Source organism: Chromobacterium sphagni (genome assembly GCF_001855575.1).
In the GTDB taxonomy this organism is placed as follows: Bacteria; Pseudomonadota; Gammaproteobacteria; order Burkholderiales; family Chromobacteriaceae; genus Chromobacterium; species Chromobacterium sphagni.
Map to the genome: position 1 here is coordinate 1 of NZ_MKCS01000002.1, position 19,115 is coordinate 19,115.

Here is a 19,115-nt window from a genome sequence, read left to right on the forward strand (position 1 = left end):
CGCGCGCCGCCAAACCGCCGGCAATCGCGGTGGTGGGATGCATCCCCGGGCGGCGATGGCTTATGCCGTGAACAGGCTGGATTGCGCGGTGAATGCGTTGGAGCGCCACGCCCGTTTCAAATCGCAGCAGACTGTCGTCGATGTCCTGGCTGGACGCGAACAGGCCTTGATAGACGGACGGCGGCAATGTGATGGCGCCCACCCGATCTGCGCGCATCGCAGGAATTGATCGGTGGACTTGATCGCGGCGGCCATGATGGCGGTCCGGTAGCGGTGTTTTTCCAGGATGGCTTGCGATTCTTGCAGCAGGGCGAAGGCGTTGCCGGTCGAGGCCTCTATCCGGTTGACGTAAGGGGCGGCGTAGCTCGCGCCCGCCATAGCCGCCAGCACGATCTGCCGGGTTTCGAAGATGGTCGTCGCAGGGTGGCGACGCCTTCTTTCTCCAATATCGATATCGCCTTGAAGCCGTCGTTTATCGCCGGGATCTTGACCACCATCCTGGGGCTGATGGCCGCCAGCGCGCGTGCCTGCCGCAGCATGCCGGCATCTCGTTGCTGATGACCTGAACCGCCACCTGGCCGTGCTGGATCTCCAGCAGCGTCGCGATGATGTCTTCCACGCAGCTTGCGGCTGCGCCCAGTATCGATGGATTGGTGGTCACGCCGCCAGAATTCCAAGCGCCTGGGCGTCCTTGATGGCGTCGAAATCGATGGTGTCCAGCCAGATTTTCATTTTGCTTATTGTCCTTTTTCTATCGCGGCGGTGTCTGGAAGGGGCTTGATGCTAGCAGCTGGCCGGGCATGCTCGGCCAGCTGCGGAGGCCTATGTGCGAGGCTGCCTTGCTGTTGATCATGTTTTTTTCACGATTTAGCTAAACTTTTTCTGAAATCCCGGGATAAGACTCCGCAGATGAACGGATTCTTGGTGAGGGATAGCATGGTTGCAATAGTAGCAGGCGCGGGCTTGGGGCTTCGGAACGGTTCGCTGGCGGCATGGGCGAACAGGGGCAGCTGGGAGGCGCGCAGTTGGGCCGCGGCGGTGAACGGGTGTTCGTCAACGCCGGCAACGGCAACCTGGTGCTGCAGCACCGCGACGAATTCCTGGCCGCTAACGGCCTGCCGCTCAACCTGCTGCGCACCTACAACAGCCAAGGCCAGAGCGGCGACAGCGGCAACTGGCGCCTGGGCTACAGCCGCCAGATCCGCGGCCTCTCGGGCGCCGCCAACGCCGCCGGCAGCACGGTGCACCGCATCGCCGAAGACGGCAGCGACACCCTGTACGCGTTCGACGCCGGCAGCGGCCGCTACCTGTCGCAACACAGCGCCGGCGTCGACGACAGCCTGGCCTTCGACGGCCAGCGCTGGACCTGGACCGCCGGCGACAGCGGCCAGCAAGAAAGCTACGACGCCAACGGCCGCCTGCTGCAAGCGCGCGACCCGCGACGGCCTGGCCATCGACCTCGGCTACAACGGCGCCGGCCAACTGGTCAGCCTCAACAGCGCCAGCGGCGAGACGCTGTTCATCGACTACGACGCCGCCGGCAACCTCAGCCAGTTGCGCACCGTGTACCAGGACGGCCCGAACCGCCGCACCCTGACCCGCACCCGCTACGGCTACGACAGCGCCAATCGTCTGATCAGCGTCAGCACCGACCTCACGCCCACTGACAACAGCATCGCCGACGGCCAGGCCTACACCACCCGCTATCGCTACGACGGCGCCAGCCAGCGCCTCGCCAGCATCCAGCAGGACGACGGCAGCCGGCTCGATTTCGGCTACGTGCTGGTCGGCAGCGATTACCGCATCCAGACTGTCAGCGACGTGCGCGCCGATGGCGCGACGCTGACTACCCGCTTCGACTACGATGCGGTCAACCATCTCACCACGATCACCGACGCCGCCCGGCAAACCACCCTGCTGAGCTACGACGCGGCTGGCCAATTGCTGAGCCTGAACGCCGGCGGCCTGACACAAAGCTTCAGCTACGATGGCCATGGCCGCGTCAGCGACGTCAGCGATGCGCGCGGCCAGACCACCCATTACGAATACGACGCCAACGGCAACCGCGTCTTGCAGCGCGACGCGCTGGGCCACAGCGTCAGCCGCCGCTACAACGTGCAGAACCAGCTGCTGAGCGAAACGGTCGACAGCGGCCATGGCATGGAAACCAGCCGCTACGTCTACGACGCCGGCGGCCGCCATCTGCGCTTCAGCCTCAGCGCCGAGGGCCGGGTGGTGGAACACCGCTACGACGCCCAGGGCCGCGAAACCAGCCGTCTGGCCTACCAGGGCGGCGTATACGCCAATGCGGCCGACGCCACCGGCGAAGCCGAGCTGCAAGCGTGGGCGGCGCAGCAGGATCCGGCGCGGATCGAACGCCTCGACACCGCTTACGACCTGCGCGGCCTGGTGGCCAGCACCACCCGCTACGCCACGCTGGACGCGCAGGGCAACGGCGTGGCCGACGGCAAGCAAACCGTGGCGCGCTACGTCTACGACCAGGCGGGCAATCTGCTGCAGAAGCTGGACGGCGTCAGCGGCGCGGTGCTTTCCTCCTATCTGTACGATGGCCTCAACCGCGTAGTCAGCACCCGGGACGCGCGCGGCGCGGTCACCACCACCGTCTACGGCGACGCGCAGCGGCAGACCGCGGTCACCCTGGCCAACGGCCTGACCACCATCACCCGCTACGACGCCGCCGGCCTGGCGCTCAGCGTCAGCCAGCAAGACGCCGGCGGCCCGCTGGGCGCCGCCACCACCCAGTACAACGCCGACGGCCAGCCGGTGAAGCTGACCGACGCCAACGGCGCCGTCCGCTACCTGCTGTACGACGGGCTGGGCCGCAAGGTCGGCCAGATCGACGCCGAACTCGGCCTCACTGAATGGCTGTACAACGGCAACGGCCAAATGGTCCGCAGCCAGCGCTACGCCAACCGCGTCGACGCCGCCAAGCTGCAGGGCGACCCGGCCGGCTGGCAAGTGGCCAGCCTGCGGCCGGCGCCGGACGACGGCAACGACCGCTTCGAGTACCAGCTGTACGACAGCCTGGGGCGGCTGGCGCAGACCATCGACGCCGAAGGCGGGGTCGTGCGCAACCAGTACGACGCCGCCGGCCGGCTGACGCGCAGCGTGCGCTACGCCACCCGGCTGAGCGCCGAACGGCTGGCGCGGCTGCCGGCGCTGAGCAGCCAGGGTGAACTCGACCCCAACGACGCCGCCAACCAGCCGGCGGCCGACGCCGCCAACGACCGCGTCAGCCGCCAGCTGTACGACTGCGACGGCCTGCTGGTCGGCAGCGTCGACGGCGAAGGCTACCTGACCGAAATGCGCTACGACGGCGCGGGCCACGCGGTAGACACCATCCGCTACGCCACGCGCGCCGCCGCGGGCGACACGCTGGACGCCATTCGCCCGCAGGCGGACGCCCAAGACCAGCGCGTGCGCCGCCTGTACGACGGCGAAGGCCGCCTGGTCGGCCAGATCGACGCCGAAGGCTACCTGGACGAAACCGTCTACGACGCGGGCGGGCGGGTGGCGCAGACGATACGCTACGCCAACCGCGCGAATGCCGCCGGCGCCACGCTGGCGCAACTGCGGCCGGCCGCCAGCGGCCAGGACCGCGGCCTGCTGTACCAATACGATGACGCCGACCAACTGATCCGCCAGCAAAGCCAGCCCGACGGCCTGGTCACCCTCAATTTCTACGACGAGCAAGGCCATCTGGTCCGCAGCGTGCGCGATGCCGGCAATGGCGACGTGCGCAGCCAGCTCAAGCGCTACGACAGCCAGGGCCGGCTGAGCGGCGAACTGGGCGGCGAAGGCGCGCAAGCGCTGGCGGCGCTGGGCGCCACCCCCAGCCAGGCGCAAGCCGACGCCATCTGGCGCCGCTACGGCACCACTTACCAATACAACGCCGGCGGCCAGCGCATCGCCGCGTTCAGCCCCAACGGCGAAGGCGGCAGCGGCGGCCGAACCCTGTACTACTACGACGGCGAAGGCCGGCTCAGCCACACCCTCAACAGCCTGGGCGAAATCCGCGAAATCCGCTACAACGCCTTCGGCGAAGCGGTGGAAACCCGCAGCTACGCCACCCGGCTGAACCCCGAACAACTGGCGCAACTGAACGGCGGGCCGCGCGGCAGCCTGGGCACCCTGGCCAGCGCGCTGCAACGGGCCGGCTTCGACAGCCTGAGCCAAATCGGCTACAACCGGCTCGGCCAGCGCGTCAGCCAAAGCGACGCCGTCAACGCCAATCGCGACAACTGGGACTACAACGCCTTCGGCGAAGCCATCGGCCAGCGCCAGCGCCTCGACGCCGGCCATCGCGCGCTGCAGCAGAGCCGCTACGACCGGCGCGGCCAGCGAGTCGGCCAGACGGCCGACGCCGAAGGACTGGCGCTGCAGAGCAGCGCCCGCTACGACGCCTTCGGCCGTCTGACCGACAGCGTCGACGCCAACGGCAACGCCAGCCACCGCGACTACGACAAGCTGGGGCGGCAGATCGCCACCCAGGACGCGCGACATGGCGGCCAAAGCGCCGTCTACGACGCCTTCGGCCGCGAACTGAGCCACACCGACGCGCTGGGCCACACCACCACCACCGTCTACGACGACGCTAGCGGCACCGTCACCGTCACCCAGCCGGGCAACCTCCAGACCGTCAGCCAGAAGAATGCCTACGGCGAAACGGTGAAACTGATCGACGCGCTCGGCCACGCCACCACCTACCAATACAACCGCGACGGCCAACTGCAGTCCACCACCACCGCGGCCGGGACGAGCAGCAGCGCTTACGACAGCGCCGGCCAGCTCATCACCGCCACCGACGCGCGCGGCATCAAGACCCGCTACAGCTACGACGCCGCCGGCCGGGTGCTCAGCCGCACGGTGGATCCGGACGGCCTGAAACTGACGACACAAACGTGCTATGACGCCCAAGGCCGCATCCTGCGGCAAACCGACCCCAGCGGCCGGGTGACCGAAACCCGCTACGACGCCGCCGGCCAAGTCAAGCAAGTGGTGGTGGACCCGGACGGGCTGAAGCTGACCACCGCCTACGACTACGACAGCCAGGGGCAACAGCTCCGGGTGACCGAAGCGGCGGGCACCGCGCAAGCCAAGGTCACCGCGTACGAATACGATGGCGCCGGTCGGCGGATCCGCGAAACGGTGGACCCGGACGGGCTGAAGCTGGCGACGCAGTACCAGTACAACGGCAACGGCAACGTGGTGGCCAAGACCGACGCCGCCGGCAACATGACCCGTTATGTGTACGACGGGGGCGACCGGCTGCGCTACACCATCGACCCGCTGGGCCAGGTGACGCGCAACGACTACAACGCCGCCGGCCAGCTGACTGCGAGCACCCGTTACGCGACGGCGGTGCAACTGGCCAATCTGGGCGACAAGCGGCAGTTGAGCGAAGCGGACCTTGCCGGGCGGCTGCAGGCCAGCGCGGCGGACCAGAGCAGCCGCACGGTGTACGACGCCGCCGGCCGTCCGGCCTTCAGCATCGACGCGCTGGGCTACGTCACCGAACGGAAATACGATGCCGCCGGCAACGTCACGGCCACAATGCGCTACGCCAAGGCGCAGTCGGGCGCGGCGGGGCTGGACGACGCCGGCCTGCGCAAGATCTTGCAGACCGACGCCGCCGATCAGACCACGCGCACCGTTTACGACGCCGCCGGCCGTCCGGCCTTCAGCGTCGACGCCGCCAGCTACGTTACCGAGCGCCAATACGATGCGGCCGGCAACGTTACCGCGACCATCCGCTACGCCAAGGCGCAACCGGGCGCGGCGGGGCTGGACGACGCCGGCCTGCGCAAGATCTTGCAGACCGACGCCACCGACCAGGCCACGCGCAGCATTTACGACGCGGCGGGCCGGGCGACCTTCAGCGTCGACGCCGCCGGCTACGTCACCGAGCGCCGATACGACGCCGCCGGCAATGTCACCGACAGCATCCGCTATGCCAAATCGCTGGCCAGCAACCTGGTGAGCGGCGCCAACGCCATCGACCAAAGCTGGCGCACCGACGGCCGCACGGTCAATGCGGCCGATGCCGGGTTCGCCAGCGGCGGCAGCGCCATCTTGCTGGTCAATCGCGACAGCTTGGCCAGCAACGGTTTCGCGGTAAAAGAAAACGAAGAATACACGTTCGCGCTGGATACCATTCGGGGCGGCACCGCCGATGGCCGCACGCCGGCGCCGGTCGGAATCGGCTTCACTTATTCGACGGACGGCGTCAACTGGACGCAATGGAGCCGGGCGGCAGCCAGCGATCCGGCCCAGGCCGGGCTGCAGCACCTGAGCGGCATATTGAAAATCCCGGCCGGGGTGAAGTATGCCCGGGTGTGGCTGCAGATCGACGCGCCGCGCGACCAGACCAATAGCTGGGCGGTGCGCAATATCGAAGCGCGCCGGGTGGGCGACGGCGGCAACGCGCTCAACATGCTGACCGCGTTCAATCCGCTGGACCAGGGGCTGAGCGAGGCGGAACTGCGCGCGCGATTGGTGAGCGGCAGCGCCGATCAGACCACCCACACCGCCTATGACGCCGCCGGCCGGCCGACTTTCAGCGTCGATGCCGCCGGCTACGTCACCGAGCAGCGTTACGATGTGCTCGGCCACGTCACCGACAGCGTGCGCTACGCCAATGCGGTGGGTAGCGCGCTGGGTCTGGGAGAGGCGGAACTGCGAGCCAAGCTAAGGCCGAGCGACAAGGATCAGGCGACGCATGCCGCTTATGATGCCGCCGGCAGGCTGACTTTCAGCGTGGACGCTGTTGGCGCCGTCACCGAACAGCGTTACGACGCGGCGGGCAATGTCACCGACACCCTCCGCTATGCTCGGCCGCTGCAGGCCAACCTGGTGGCCAGTCCCAACGCGCTGGACGCCAGCTGGCAGGCCGAAGGCCGCACCGTCAACGCCAGCGACGCCGGCTTCGGCGTGGCCGGCAACGCCATCCGTCTGACCAACCGCGACAGCAATGCCAGCGCCGCCTTCGCGGTGAAGGCGGGCGAACAGTACCACTTCGCCGTCGACGCCATCCGCGACGAAGGCTCGGAACGGGGGCCGGTGGCGCTGCGCATTGGTCTGTCCTACTCGGCGGACGGCGTCAACTGGACGCAATGGGTGGCGGCGGCCAGCGCCGACCCGGGCAAGGCCGGCTTGCAGGCGTTGGCCGGCGACCTGACCATTCCGGCGGGCATCGGCTACGCCCGGGTCTGGCTGCAGATCGACGCGCCGTACAACCAGACCAACCGCTGGTACGTGCATAACGTGCAGGCAGCTCGAGTAGGCGATGGCTTGAGTCAAGCGGGTCTGGATGACGCCGGCCTGCGTGCGCGATTGCTCACCGCGACCACCGACCAGGTAACCCACAACGACTACGACGCCGCCGGTCGCCTGTTGGCGGTTAGCCACGGCGACGGCGTCAAGACGGCCACCACCGCCCGCTACCAGCTGGACGCCTTCGGCCACCGGGTCAAGGAATGGGACGGCAACAACCATCTCACCACCCGCGCGTTCGACGCGCTGGGCCGCGTCCACAGCGAAACCCACGGCGAGGGCGACGCCACCGTCACCGACTACGACGCCTTCGGCAACGCCGTCAAGATCACCGACCCGCGCGGCAACGCCGGCTATTTCTATTTCGACGCGCTGGGTCGCCGCACCCTGCAACTGGACCCGGAAGGCGACGCCACCGGCACCGACTACGACGCCTTCGGCAACGCCAGCCGCATCACCCGCTACGCCACCCGCGTCGATCCGGCAACCTTGCAGACCGGTACCCCGCCAGCCATCGCCGCCGACGCCAAGCGCGACGCGGTGACGCGGATCGAGCACGACGCGCTGGGCCGGCAGACCCAGATCACCGACGCCGAAGGCGGCGTCGAAACCATGGCCTACGACGCCTTCGGCAACAAGGTGCAGTACACCAACCAGCTGGGCGGTGGCTACGACTACAGCTACGACGCCGCCGGCCATGTGCTGACGGAAACCGCGCCGCCGGACAACGCCGGCCTGCGTAGCGTCAAGCGCTTCGAATACGACGCCTACGGCAACCGCACGCTGCAAGTGGAAGCGGCGGGCCTGCCGGAACAGCGGACCACCCGCTACGAATACGACAGCCAGAACCGGCTGGTGAAGCAGAGCGGCGACGCGGTGAAGATCTTCACGCTGGCCGGCGGCGAAGCCACCGTCAGTCCGACCGAAACCCGGCGCTACGACGCGGCGGGCAACCTGGTGGAGTTCATCGACGCGGGTGGCAATGTCACCCGCACCCGCTACGACAGCCAGAACCGCAAGGTGGCGGAACGCAACGGCGACGGCGTGTTGACGCAGTGGGACTACGACGGCGCCGGCAACATCATCGAGCAACGGGTGTACGCCACCGCGGTGGGCCTGCCTGCCGATGGCGGCGTGCCGCAGCCGGCGGACGGCAACTGCCGCGTCACCAAGTTTGAGTACGACAACAACAACCGGCTCAAGCGCACCATCGTGCCCAATCAGCAGGTGATCGCGCTGCACCGCCAGCCAGGCGACGACAACGGCGCCAAGAGCAACTACGACATCCTGACCAGCGACCTGGTCACCAGCCGCGACTACGACGCCAACGGCAACGTGATCCGCGAGACCGACGCCAACGGCAACCTGGCGCAGGCGCGCGACAAGACTGGCCGCAGCGTGCGCCGCTATTTCGACAAGGCTGGCCGCAAGCTGCTGGAAGTGGACGCCGCCGGCTATGCGGTGGCCTGGGACTATAACAGCGCCGGCAAGCCGATCCGCGAAACCCGCTACGCCGCCGCCATCGGCGTGCCGGCCGACGGCGACACGCTGGACGCGGTCAAAACCAAGCTCAAGACCGACGCCCAGGACCGGATCAGCGAGTTCGACTACGACCTGCTGGGCCGGGTGAAGGAAGAGCGCCGCCTCAACGTCGCCTACTACAACCAGGCCGACTTCAACGGCGCGGCCAAGGACGACGCCATCCAGCAGACGTTGCAGACCGGCGTAGTGCGCACCCAATACCACTACAACGCGCTGGGCCTGGTGGACCGCAAGAGCGACGCCAAGAATGGCGTTACCGACATTGGCTACGACAAGCTGGGCCGCGAGATCCATCGCGAAGAAGCCGCCTTCGCCAATCAAGCCGGCCAGATGGTGCGGCCGACCACCGACACCGCCTACAACGGCCTCGGCCAGGCGACGCAGGTGCGCCGGGCCGGCGTCGATGGCGTGTTCAGCGAAACCCACTACGGAACCGGCGGCCGCGCCGACTGGACGAAGGACGCCGAAGGCAACGTCACCTGGTACGACTACGACGCCGTCGGCAATGTCAGCCGCACCCGTCGCGACCGCAAGGAAGCAGCCGGCGGCCAGGACGTCACGCTCTACGCCTACACCGCCGCCAAGCAGCAGAGCGTCAAGCAGGACGCCGGCAGCGGCTTGATCAGCGAAACCCGCTACAACGCCTGGGGCCAGGTGACCAACAAGCGCACCAGCCTCAACCGCCAGGGCGACTGGCAAGAGTTCAGCGAATACGACGGCGCCGGCCGACTGACCCGCGGCAACGCCGGCGGGGTGACCAAGCTGTACGGCTATGACGCCAACGGCAACGCGACGATGACGGTGGAGTCCGGCGCCGACAGCCAGGACCTGCTGCGCAGCCAGGACTTGCAGACGGTGCTGAACCGGCTGTCCGACACCCAGGGCGCCAACTACCAGCAATACCTGAATGATTACCGGCTGAAGCTGGACGACTACGACGCGCGCAACCAGCACGTGGCGACCTACCAGCCGCGCATCGCCAACGCGACCGACTCGCAATCGGTGCAGGTCAAGGCCTGGGAAGTGGCCAAGCCGCTGACGAGCAATGGCGATGTGGTGACGGTGGGGAAGGTGCCGGTGCGGAAGGGGGGGGCGGCGAATCCGGCATCTTTGGATCGTATTTCGATTGGTAAGGCTGTAGGAGCAGCTTCAGTTTTGGAGGCTTCTTTTTTTGGGGTGCGCGATATTTTTGATGGAATGGGATCGCAAAGAGTTGCCCAGGGAATTCATCTGAAAATCAAACTGCCAGACTCATTCAAGGAACTTGGTGATGGAGGGTATCGGGCTCATGCGGTTGCGCATGAAGATAGTTTGACTATCACTCCGATTGGAGATCACCCAGTTGGGGGCTGGAATTTATTTCGTTATGGCGATGGTGTTGCAAGCTCGGACGGGTCTGATTTGTCGATTTTTATTAACATCGATGATGCAAAGCGCTTGAGGCCTACTGACCCATTGCTTGCACAGTATTTTGATGAGAATGCTCCTATTGATAAAAAGTTTGCATTGGATACGGTGGGGTTTATAGATATACCGAGTTTGTATTTTGTTACGATTGACTTGTATAAAAGAACAGAGTATGGGGATGTTTTTGTTGCTCAGTTGAAAAGCAATACTAGAGTGTATAATGAGACCCCTGCTATGAGGGGGCAGAATTATGGTGGGGTGGATATCACTAGATCAACGTGGAGTGAAGGGAATGTTAGTGCTAAGAAAATTCATTTCCAACGCCAACCTACAGAGGCGAGCCACCTATTATTGTTAACCCGCCCGGTGGGAAGTACGGCTGGCTGGCAAATCGCCAACGTTCCGCCTATGCAGATCAACGGCCAAAACGCCGCCGGCTGGTTCGCCTACGACTGGTCAGGCATGGCGCGCGGCAATTACGAGTACCGCTATCTGGCGCTGGATGCCGCCGGCAACGTAAAGAACAGCGGCCAGGGGCAGATGGCGCTGAATGACGGCGCGCCGACTATCACCCCGACCAAGGATGGCCAGGGCCAGCCGCTGGCCGCCGAGCGGGCCTTTCTCACCGCTGACGGCCTGCTCAACGTCACGGGCTTGGGCGGCAACGCTACGCATGGCCTGGTGCGTTTCCGCTCGCCGCCGGGCAGCGGCGCCTGGACCCAGGCTTACAACGTCAGCGTGGCGGCGCCGGCCGGCATCGCCAACGGTTGGTTCACCATCAATGGCCAAGGCGTGGGGCTGAAGCCCGGCACCCGCTACGAATACGACCTGCAAGGCCTGGACGCCAGCGGCAATGAGACCGGCCGCGTAGTGGGCAGCTTCGTGCCCGGCGAGGCCAGCACTTTGGGCCAGCCGACGCCATGGAGCAGCCAGACGCAGATCGTCCACCTGAGCAACCAGTCGCCGCTGGCGGCCAGCGGCGTGGTGCGCTACCGCCTGGCCGGCAGCCAGGGCGATTACCTCACCAAGGCGCTGACCAAGAGCGGCGACGGCCCGGGCCGCTTCGACTGGGACACCGGCGAGAACGGCGCGCCGGCCGGCAACTACGAATTCGAGTACCAGATCTTCGACGCCGGCGGCGCGTTGATCAACCGCCTGCTCGGCCAAATGGCGCTGGGATCTAACCAAGACGTCAAGCTGGATCGAAACTCCGGCCTGATCCTGCCGCTGGGCGTCCAGTTCGACCCCAAGCAGCCCAGCGCCGCGCGGCTGGACCTGAGCTACCGCGTCAAGGGCGGCAACGGCGATTGGCTGCAGACCCAGATACCGCGCAATGCCGCCGGCACCTTCCTGCTCAACGTCGATAACTGGAAAGAAGGCGACTACGAATACCGCTTCATCCTGCGCGACGCCGCCGGCGCGGTGATCAACGGCGCCGACGGCTCGGCGCTGGAAACCAGCGGCTACATCCACCGCGGCAGCAACAGCAGCCAGGTCAACGGCCAGTCGCTGCAATGGGTGGTGGACAAATCGCTGTACAACGCCACCGTGGTGCGCCGCCAGGCCTACAACGCCTTCGGCGAAGTGGTCAGCGAAACCGACGGCGTCGGCAACGCCACCGTTTCCGACTACAACGCCGCCGGCAAGCTGGTGGCCAAGCGCGAGGCGCGGCTGCGCCTGCGCGACGACGACGGCAATGCGCTGAAGAACGCCGACGGCAGCGACAAGCTGGGCGACGAAGCCGTCACCCGCTACGGCTACGACGCGATGGGCAATCTGGTGTCCACCGTTGACGCCAACCAGCACGAGAACAAGCAGCGCTGGCTGGCCGGCAGCCAGGACGGCCAGGGCAAGGTGCTGCGCGAGCGCCACGCCGATGGCAGCAGCAAGGAGATGGGCTATGACCAGCTGGGCAATCTGCGCACGCAAACCGTCAACGGCCAGCGCCAGCAGGACTACGCCTACGACAAGCTGGGCCGCTTGAAACGGCTGGACCGCGCGCCGGGCGCCAACGGCAAGCGCGGTTACGACGAGTACGACTACGACAGCGCCGGCCAGCGCATCGCCCACCGCACCACCAGCAACGGCAGCGACGTGCTGACCGACACCACCCGCTACGACAGCCTGGGCCGAGTGTTGGACACCGTCAGCGCGGCGACTCGCCATACCAGTTACAGCTATGTTTGGGACGCCCAACTGAAGGGCGCCGGCGGCATTGTGGTGGGTGGTTGGCGCATGACCACCACCAACGCCAACCAGATGACGATGCAGGACGCCACCAGTCTGTTCGGCCTCAAGGCCGAGCACCGCGACCTGGGCGGCCGGGTGACGCAATACCAGTACAACAACGCCGGCCAACTGGCGACGCAGTCGTCCAGCAACGGCCAGAACATCGTCTACACCTACTACGGCAACGGCAATCTGCAGGGCATCGAAGACCGCGCGGCGCACCAGTACACGCTGTACGGCTACGATGACGACGGCCGCAAGACCTATGAAGCCTATGCCAACGGCCCGAACCGCAATAGCCTGACCTTCTACCAGCAATCGACGCTGCGCTACGACGAGCGCGGGCGGGTGATCGAAATCAAAGATCCGCGCTTCCTCAGCCGTTACCAGTACGACGCCGTCGGCAACCGCCAGCGCGTCTACAGCGTGTACCAGGACGGCAAGGACGGCAGCCGCCAGGTGCAGGACAACTGGTACGACTACGACGCGATGAACCGCTTCACGCTGAGCCAGGGCAGCCGCGACGCATCCGGCAATCTGGCGCGCGGCAGCCGCGGCGTCAGTGTCGAGTACGACGGTTTCGGCCAGCGCGCCAAAGTCACCAATGGCAGCGACGGCACCGTGGAAACCTACAGCTACACCGCCGACGGCTATCTGGTCGACACCCAGATCAACGGCAAAACCGCCTTCCACCGCGACAACGACCTGCTGGGCCGCGTCACCGACTCTGCCAGCTACGATTGGAAAAACGGCGACGGCGGCACGAAGGCCAGCCAGACCCACACCGACTACGACGGCGACGGCAAGATCGCGCGCCAGGTGGTGGATGGCGCCACCACGACCTACGACCTGATGAACGATGGCACGGTCAAAACCACCACCCAGGTCAGCAAGGGCACCACCACCACCTACTACGGCTACGAATGGTGGGACGACGCCAAGCAGTCCACCATCACCGCCCAGCCGTACAACAAGGACGCGCCGGGCTGGCAGCCGGGCATCTCGCACTTGACCTATGACGTCAATGGCCATCTGAAGGAGGCCATCGACGAGAAAGGCCAGCGCAGCCTGCGCTACGTCAACGACGCCCAGGGCGTGGTGATCCGGCGCGAGGAAATCGACAAGCAAAGCGTTTACAAGAAGCAGGACTACTACTACGTCGACGGCAAGCAAGTGGGCGCGGTCGGCAACGACGGCCCCAGCCGGGTCGACTTCGCCCAGGCGCTGGCGCAAACCAGCCTGGGCAACAAGAAAGACCAATACCGCTTTGGCGTGGCGGTGAGCAGCGCCGACTTTGACCAGAACTACGAGCCGATCGGCCCCAACTACCCGGGACAGACGCCGGGATCTATCACGGTGCGGGATGGCGACACCCTGCAAGTGATCGCCGCCAATCTGTGGGGCGATCGCGCGCTGTGGTATCTGCTGGCCGACGCCAACGGCCTGCAAGGCACGGAAGCGCTGAAGGCCGGCCAAGTGCTGCGGGTACCGAACAAGGTCACCAACTTCCACAACAACAGCAGTACCTACCGGGTATACAGCCCGGGCGAAGCGATAGGCGATGTGACCCCGACTCTGCCGGAACCGCCTCCGCCCCCGCCACCGCCGGGAGGCGGTGGTTGCGGCGGGATCGGGATGGTTCTGGTTGCCATCGTGGCGGTGGTGGCGGTGGTGATGACGGCAGGGGCTGCGGCCGTGGCTATGGGTGCTATGGCGAGTGGCGCAAGTTTTGGCGCAGCCATGGGCGCTGTTGCTAGCGCGGGGTTTGCCGGTGTGGCTACAGCCGGTGCGGCGGTGATGACTGGGGCGATGGCTGGTGGGCTTGGTTTGGCTGCTGCTGCTATTGGCGGAGCCGTGGGTTCTATCGTCAGCCAAGGTGTAGCGATGGCGATGGGCATGCAGGACAAGTTCTCCTGGGGCCAGGTAGGCTTGTCGGCCTTTGCTACCGCGGCCACGGCTGGATTGGCGGGGGGCGGTGGCGCCCTTTCCGGCAATACCGCCTCGCAAACTGCGATGCGCGCTATGGTGGTGAATACTGCGACCCAAGGCGTAGCAATGGCGACGGGCCTGCAAAAGTCGTTCAGCTGGACCTCGGTGGCGGCTTCCGGTGCGGCGGCATGGGCGACATCTGGGATTGCGCCGGATAACAACAAGGACGTTTTCGCCAATATTGGCTACGGCACCGTGCGCGGCATGGCGGGTGGTACTATCCAGTCAGTGTTGGGAGAGGACCACCGACCCAACTGGAGTAACCTGGCGGCCAATTCGTTTGGCAGTGCGCTGGGAGATCAGGTAGTAGGCAGCTTGCAGGCCGCTGAGCAAGTCAAATTAAGTCAGGCACGAGTTGCGATCAATGCAATTGAGCGTTGGAATATCGATTACCAGAGAGCCACTTTGGAAGGTTTGCAGTCACTGAGCCCAACTTCGAGTTCATCGTCATTGGATGAGTTGGATGGGGATGTTGTCACAGAGCCAAAGAGGGCGAATGGGCATCGATCTATGATGCCCCAAAAAGCTCAGGCGGCACATAGTGTAGCCATGGATAGTGGATTTATTGGTAGCACGGGAACACCATATATAGTACTGCCGCCCGTTATTGTGTCTGCTCCGGATTTCAATCCAGCAAAATCCATGATGTATGGCAATGGGCACGGTTCTTCTGTCTGGGCTACAGATGGGGCTAATGGTGACTCCTTGGTCTACTATGCTGATGGGGTGGCGGTTACGCATCCTGATGGCACGACAAGTTTTGAGGCGCGTGATAATGATAAGCTGTTGATAAATGATAGGGCGATGGGACATGTCCTAAAACGGATATCCTATTTAAATGAGAAGGATGGTTGGGTTGTAGGTAGTATCAAGTCTGCATTAGGGATGCCTCACGATACGATTTCTTGGGCTGAAAGTAATGAGTTGTGGGGTCTACAAAGTTTGTATAGATTTAATCAGATTGAACGATGGGAAGAGCCGGATCGTCAGTTTGCTACGCTAGATGCAGTGAGGAATGGCCCACTAGGTACTTTGGGTTATTTTGTTGGTGGAGATCGAGGTGCACAGCTAGGCAGTATCGGCGATGGCATGACGACGGGGTTGATATTCCGGTCAGGAAATATGCCTAGTGTTCGTAGTGCCCAGGCTGAGGTGGGCTTATATCAAGAGAGTAGTCTGTCGGTACGTAGGAGTGACCCGTATGGGATTCGGCAGGTTCCAAACACGGCGGCTGCAACTTTGGCAAATATCGAGGGAAGATTTGCAGGCTCCTCTCGTGAGGTTGGTTTCATTGTTGATAGTCAAAGTGGTCAGATACTCGGTGTAAGGCGTGCAGGCTTGGCCAATGGAGCCGAAATACGACTAAATGCGGCTAGGGACTATCCGTTAATGGAGGGTAATAAATTTACCCATAATCATCCCTTGGGCGGAAATCTCTCGCCTGGTGATGTGGCAACTGCGCTTGGCTCTGGAGTTACGGAATTTAGGGCTGTCTCCCCTGCAAGGACGGCGTCAATCATGTTCGATAACCCACCACCACATGTATTTGGCGATCCGGTCAATTCCGTGCTTTTCATTGATAGGGAGAAAGCAGCAATCGGTGCGTCCTACAGGGCTGGTATTGCTGACGGTTCTCTGTTGCCACCGGTTGATTTGGCGGCAAAGAAAATTTGGATGAGTGATTATTTCATGGAGCAGCTTTCTTCACGAAACTCATGGATTAACTATTCACTTACTCATCATCCGTAAATGGAGATAAATATATGAGTGCCGAAATAAGAACATTGGCAGGAGTCGTTGCTGAGTTTGTGACTTCCCTTGCGCCTGAGGAGTTGCAGGCATTGAGAAGGCTTGTGCTTAATCATCAGGTAGAAGAAAGTTGGCCATGGTATGCAATTGTGTTGTCTCAATATCTAGAGGGGGATGGTTCGTCTGAGTTAATAAAAGAAATTGACGAGCTTTTTCCGGATGAAAGTGCTTTGAATCTAATTGAATCTGCTTCGAATGACCCAATTTTTGAAGCAAAAGTAATATTGAGAGAAGCGCAGAAGTGGGCTAGTCAATGATCTGTGCTTGGGGCGTCAGGTAACCGAAGTTTGACGTTCCAGACAGCATAGTTGGATGGACACAGCTTTCAAGTCGTAGCCGTGCTTACGTTAGGGATATTGAGGCTCAGACAGGCACTCCTCTAACTAATATGCAACGGAGTCTTCTAGCTGATGATATTCGTGTTAATGAATATAGCCGACTGTCTCCGGCAGAGTCTGCAAGACATAGAACTGAGTTTAATCGTCTGAAAAATGACCTGATTTCTGAGTGGGAATCTAATACGGGTCAAGCTTGGCCAACTTATACGGATCCAGTTTTTTCAAAAAATGGAACGACACTTAGGCGTGTAGGTCAACCATATGACGCACATCATGTGATTGAGAGCAGCTATGGTGGGCCAAATAAATGGTGGAATATTCACCCTGCTCGCTTCCCTGATCAGCATCAAGGGGGTGTGCATCGTGCAGGAAGTCCATTGAGAGATATCTTCGAGCGCTGAGAGAGATAAAATGGGATTTTACGATGACTTACTGAGCCTGAAAGGGACAGGAACTCCATTTGATAAGCTTGATCTGCTTCCGATTGGAAGAGTGCCGGCTCTATCATCAGGCGTTAGCCTTCCTCAGGATTACACTTCATTCTTGGTTGAGATAGGTTTCGGTGAATTAGGGGCTACAGCTTACATGCTTTATGATGGGCTTGTCGCACCAGAAGATATTTATGGGGAGGTGCCTGATGGGTTGGAAGGCATTCTTTTATTTGGTGATGATTTTCAGGGATTCAATGCAGGATTTAAAGTATGTGACTGGAGCGTGGTAGAAGTGGATCCTAGTAACATGACTATTAATGTCGTGGCCAAAAATTTCCAAGATTTTATCAGGAATAAAATAGTTGAGTTAACGTAAGACAAGCCCCGCAGATGCGGGGCTTATTGTTCCAAACAGAGTGATGTTGCCAGGTGAGACGGATTTTGTAGGCCCAACTTTGCAAGGCCGAAAAGTCACGGTTTATCGTGTTGAAGGTTCGCCGGTGGAAAATCATCGGATTAATGTTGCTTACGATGGTACGGTTTCTTTGGTTCCAGATAGCAATAAGGTTATCTGGTTGAACTTTGGCGATGAGGCTCGGGCTGATAGTTATTTCCTTCGAAAATTGGATGCAGGTTTGCCGGATGTGCAGCGCAAATCTTTTGACGCAGATGCTGAATTTTTAGTGCGTGTACGTCAGGATGCCGTTCCTGAAAAATATGCGCGGCAAAATCCAGATAGGCCAATCATTAGTCGAGATCCATATCCGGATCAGTATGGAATTCCGAAGTCTTACTTCGATGATTTGCTGAATTAAATTAACCAGGGGACGGGTAAGAATGGCCCATAAGTTGAAATTAAATCGGATTAATTGCAATAATTCCTTAGAGATATTGCCAGTCAATCCATGGAGCTTTGAGGTTGATCTTGGCGAGCAGCCAGAGGTGTCAATTGAGCGCTTATTAGAAATTGTTAGAGAGGTTTCAATTCGGAATTCTGAGGAGTGGCCCTCTGATGATGATTGGCGCGCAATATTGCCCGTGTGGTTGAAGACGGCCATTCCAGAGTTGTCAAAGGAGGAAACTGACCGGTTGTTGGAGAAAACCCCGAAGGAAAAGTGGGATTCTCTTCCTTGGGAATTTCTGTCTTGGCTTGATGCGCTACGTGATCGAGGATGGGAGTGGTGGGGTTATAAGATGATTGAAAATTCAGCCGCAACGATTGTGTTGCACATTGCTCGAGTGCCTGAACGGATAGATTCTTTTAGAGAACTCCTTCGAGCCTGTGGTATTGAAATATTATCGGAAAGTTATATGGATTTTTGATTTGTAAAGTAGTGTTTGTGGCTATCGGCTATCGGCTATCGTCTTGTGGATAGGGGCGCTCTTTGGGTAGGAGCATCGTTGCATTTTCAAAGTGGTGGTGTGAAATTTCTTGATGGATCTCGTGTGCAAGTGATGTGATATCGGAAATTTTTTGTATCCATTGATGTACGTATAACCCTACTGCGGCCTTGCTTAGACCAATCTGAATTGCTCGATACGGTAAAGGCTGTAGTAATAAATTGCGGTCGGGATCCCACTGGATGCGCACGGGGGCACTGTTCTTCAGGTGCTCCCATTCTTCTTTGTTCATTTTCGGATCTGCATGGCTCATGCAGCTGTGCGCCAAAGCCCATTCAAAACCTTGTCGTGTAATATCGATGGCTAGAATGCGGCTCTGGCCAGTGTCTTTAAATCCCCAGCCAGAGCGATACATCATCCACAAAAACGATGGTTTTATCCACGTCATCCGTTCCATCTTGAATGGCGGCGACACAAATGTTCCATGTGCCAAGGCACTATCGGCAATCTCATTGGAGTATGCCTGATAAACACGGATGGTTTTGTCATCGTAAACGGCGCGAATTTGGTGAAAATCTAGGGATGGTGTTGTAAGTTTTGGTTGGGAGTGCATGTTCAAGGATAATGATGTTGAGGGAAGAATGTTAATATTGATCATCTAGAGCATTTCGACAAGTGCTGGTTACCCACATCTTATGCAGGTTGCCGTGTCATTCCACAATATCCAAGCCGTGAA

9 protein-coding genes and 1 pseudogene are annotated in these 19,115 nt (G+C 61.6%); 6 read left to right on the forward strand and 4 right to left on the reverse strand.

All coding sequences use genetic code 11. The features are described 5' to 3' along the window. The 3 genes and pseudogenes from BI347_RS24650 to BI347_RS25030 form a co-directional block, all read right to left on the reverse strand. A partial coding sequence (locus tag BI347_RS24650) for a hypothetical protein (RefSeq protein WP_239690922.1) occupies positions 1-202 on the reverse strand: 202 nt, incomplete at its 3' end. A gap of 68 nt (positions 203-270) precedes the next feature. After that, positions 271-378, reverse strand: a pseudogene (locus BI347_RS25025) (hypothetical protein); the annotation flags it as partial. Next, positions 336-539, reverse strand: a complete 204-nt coding sequence (locus BI347_RS25030; protein WP_158020807.1) for a transaldolase family protein — start codon at positions 537-539, stop codon at positions 336-338. The pseudogene BI347_RS25025 and the gene BI347_RS25030, both read right to left, overlap by 43 nt. Before the next feature lie 453 nt (positions 540-992). Between BI347_RS25030 and BI347_RS24660 the strand changes: the two genes are divergently transcribed. The 6 genes from BI347_RS24660 (at position 993) to BI347_RS23655 (ending at position 18,361) form a co-directional block, all read left to right on the forward strand. Beyond that, a complete protein-coding gene (locus tag BI347_RS24660) occupies positions 993-1,667 on the forward strand; it encodes a DUF6531 domain-containing protein (RefSeq protein ID WP_071116446.1) in 675 nt (224 codons plus the stop codon). After that, complete coding sequence (locus BI347_RS24670) at positions 1,564-16,209, forward strand: LysM peptidoglycan-binding domain-containing protein (protein WP_275638634.1); 14,646 nt, start codon at positions 1,564-1,566, stop codon at positions 16,207-16,209. Before BI347_RS24660 ends, BI347_RS24670 begins: the two co-directional genes overlap by 104 nt. A 14-nt stretch (positions 16,210-16,223) precedes the next feature. Next, a complete protein-coding gene (locus tag BI347_RS23640; protein ID WP_139167242.1) occupies positions 16,224-16,526 on the forward strand; it encodes a hypothetical protein in 303 nt (100 codons plus the stop codon). A gap of 492 nt (positions 16,527-17,018) precedes the next feature. Beyond that, the gene (locus tag BI347_RS23645; protein ID WP_139167243.1) at positions 17,019-17,414 is read left to right on the forward strand and encodes an SMI1/KNR4 family protein; all 396 of its coding nucleotides are present in this window, start codon (positions 17,019-17,021) and stop codon (positions 17,412-17,414) included. 43 nt (positions 17,415-17,457) lie between these two features. After that, positions 17,458-17,853, forward strand: a complete 396-nt coding sequence (locus BI347_RS23650) for a hypothetical protein (RefSeq protein ID WP_139167244.1) — start codon at positions 17,458-17,460, stop codon at positions 17,851-17,853. A gap of 22 nt (positions 17,854-17,875) precedes the next feature. After that, the gene (locus tag BI347_RS23655) at positions 17,876-18,361 is read left to right on the forward strand and encodes a hypothetical protein (RefSeq protein WP_139167245.1); all 486 of its coding nucleotides are present in this window, start codon (positions 17,876-17,878) and stop codon (positions 18,359-18,361) included. 28 nt (positions 18,362-18,389) lie between these two features. Here the strand turns inward: BI347_RS23655 and BI347_RS22985 are convergent, their stop codons facing one another. After that, positions 18,390-19,037 (reverse strand): DUF4291 domain-containing protein, encoded by a 648-nt coding sequence (locus BI347_RS22985; protein WP_239690924.1) that lies wholly within the window; start codon positions 19,035-19,037, stop codon positions 18,390-18,392. Positions 19,038-19,115: the final 78 nt, after the last annotated feature.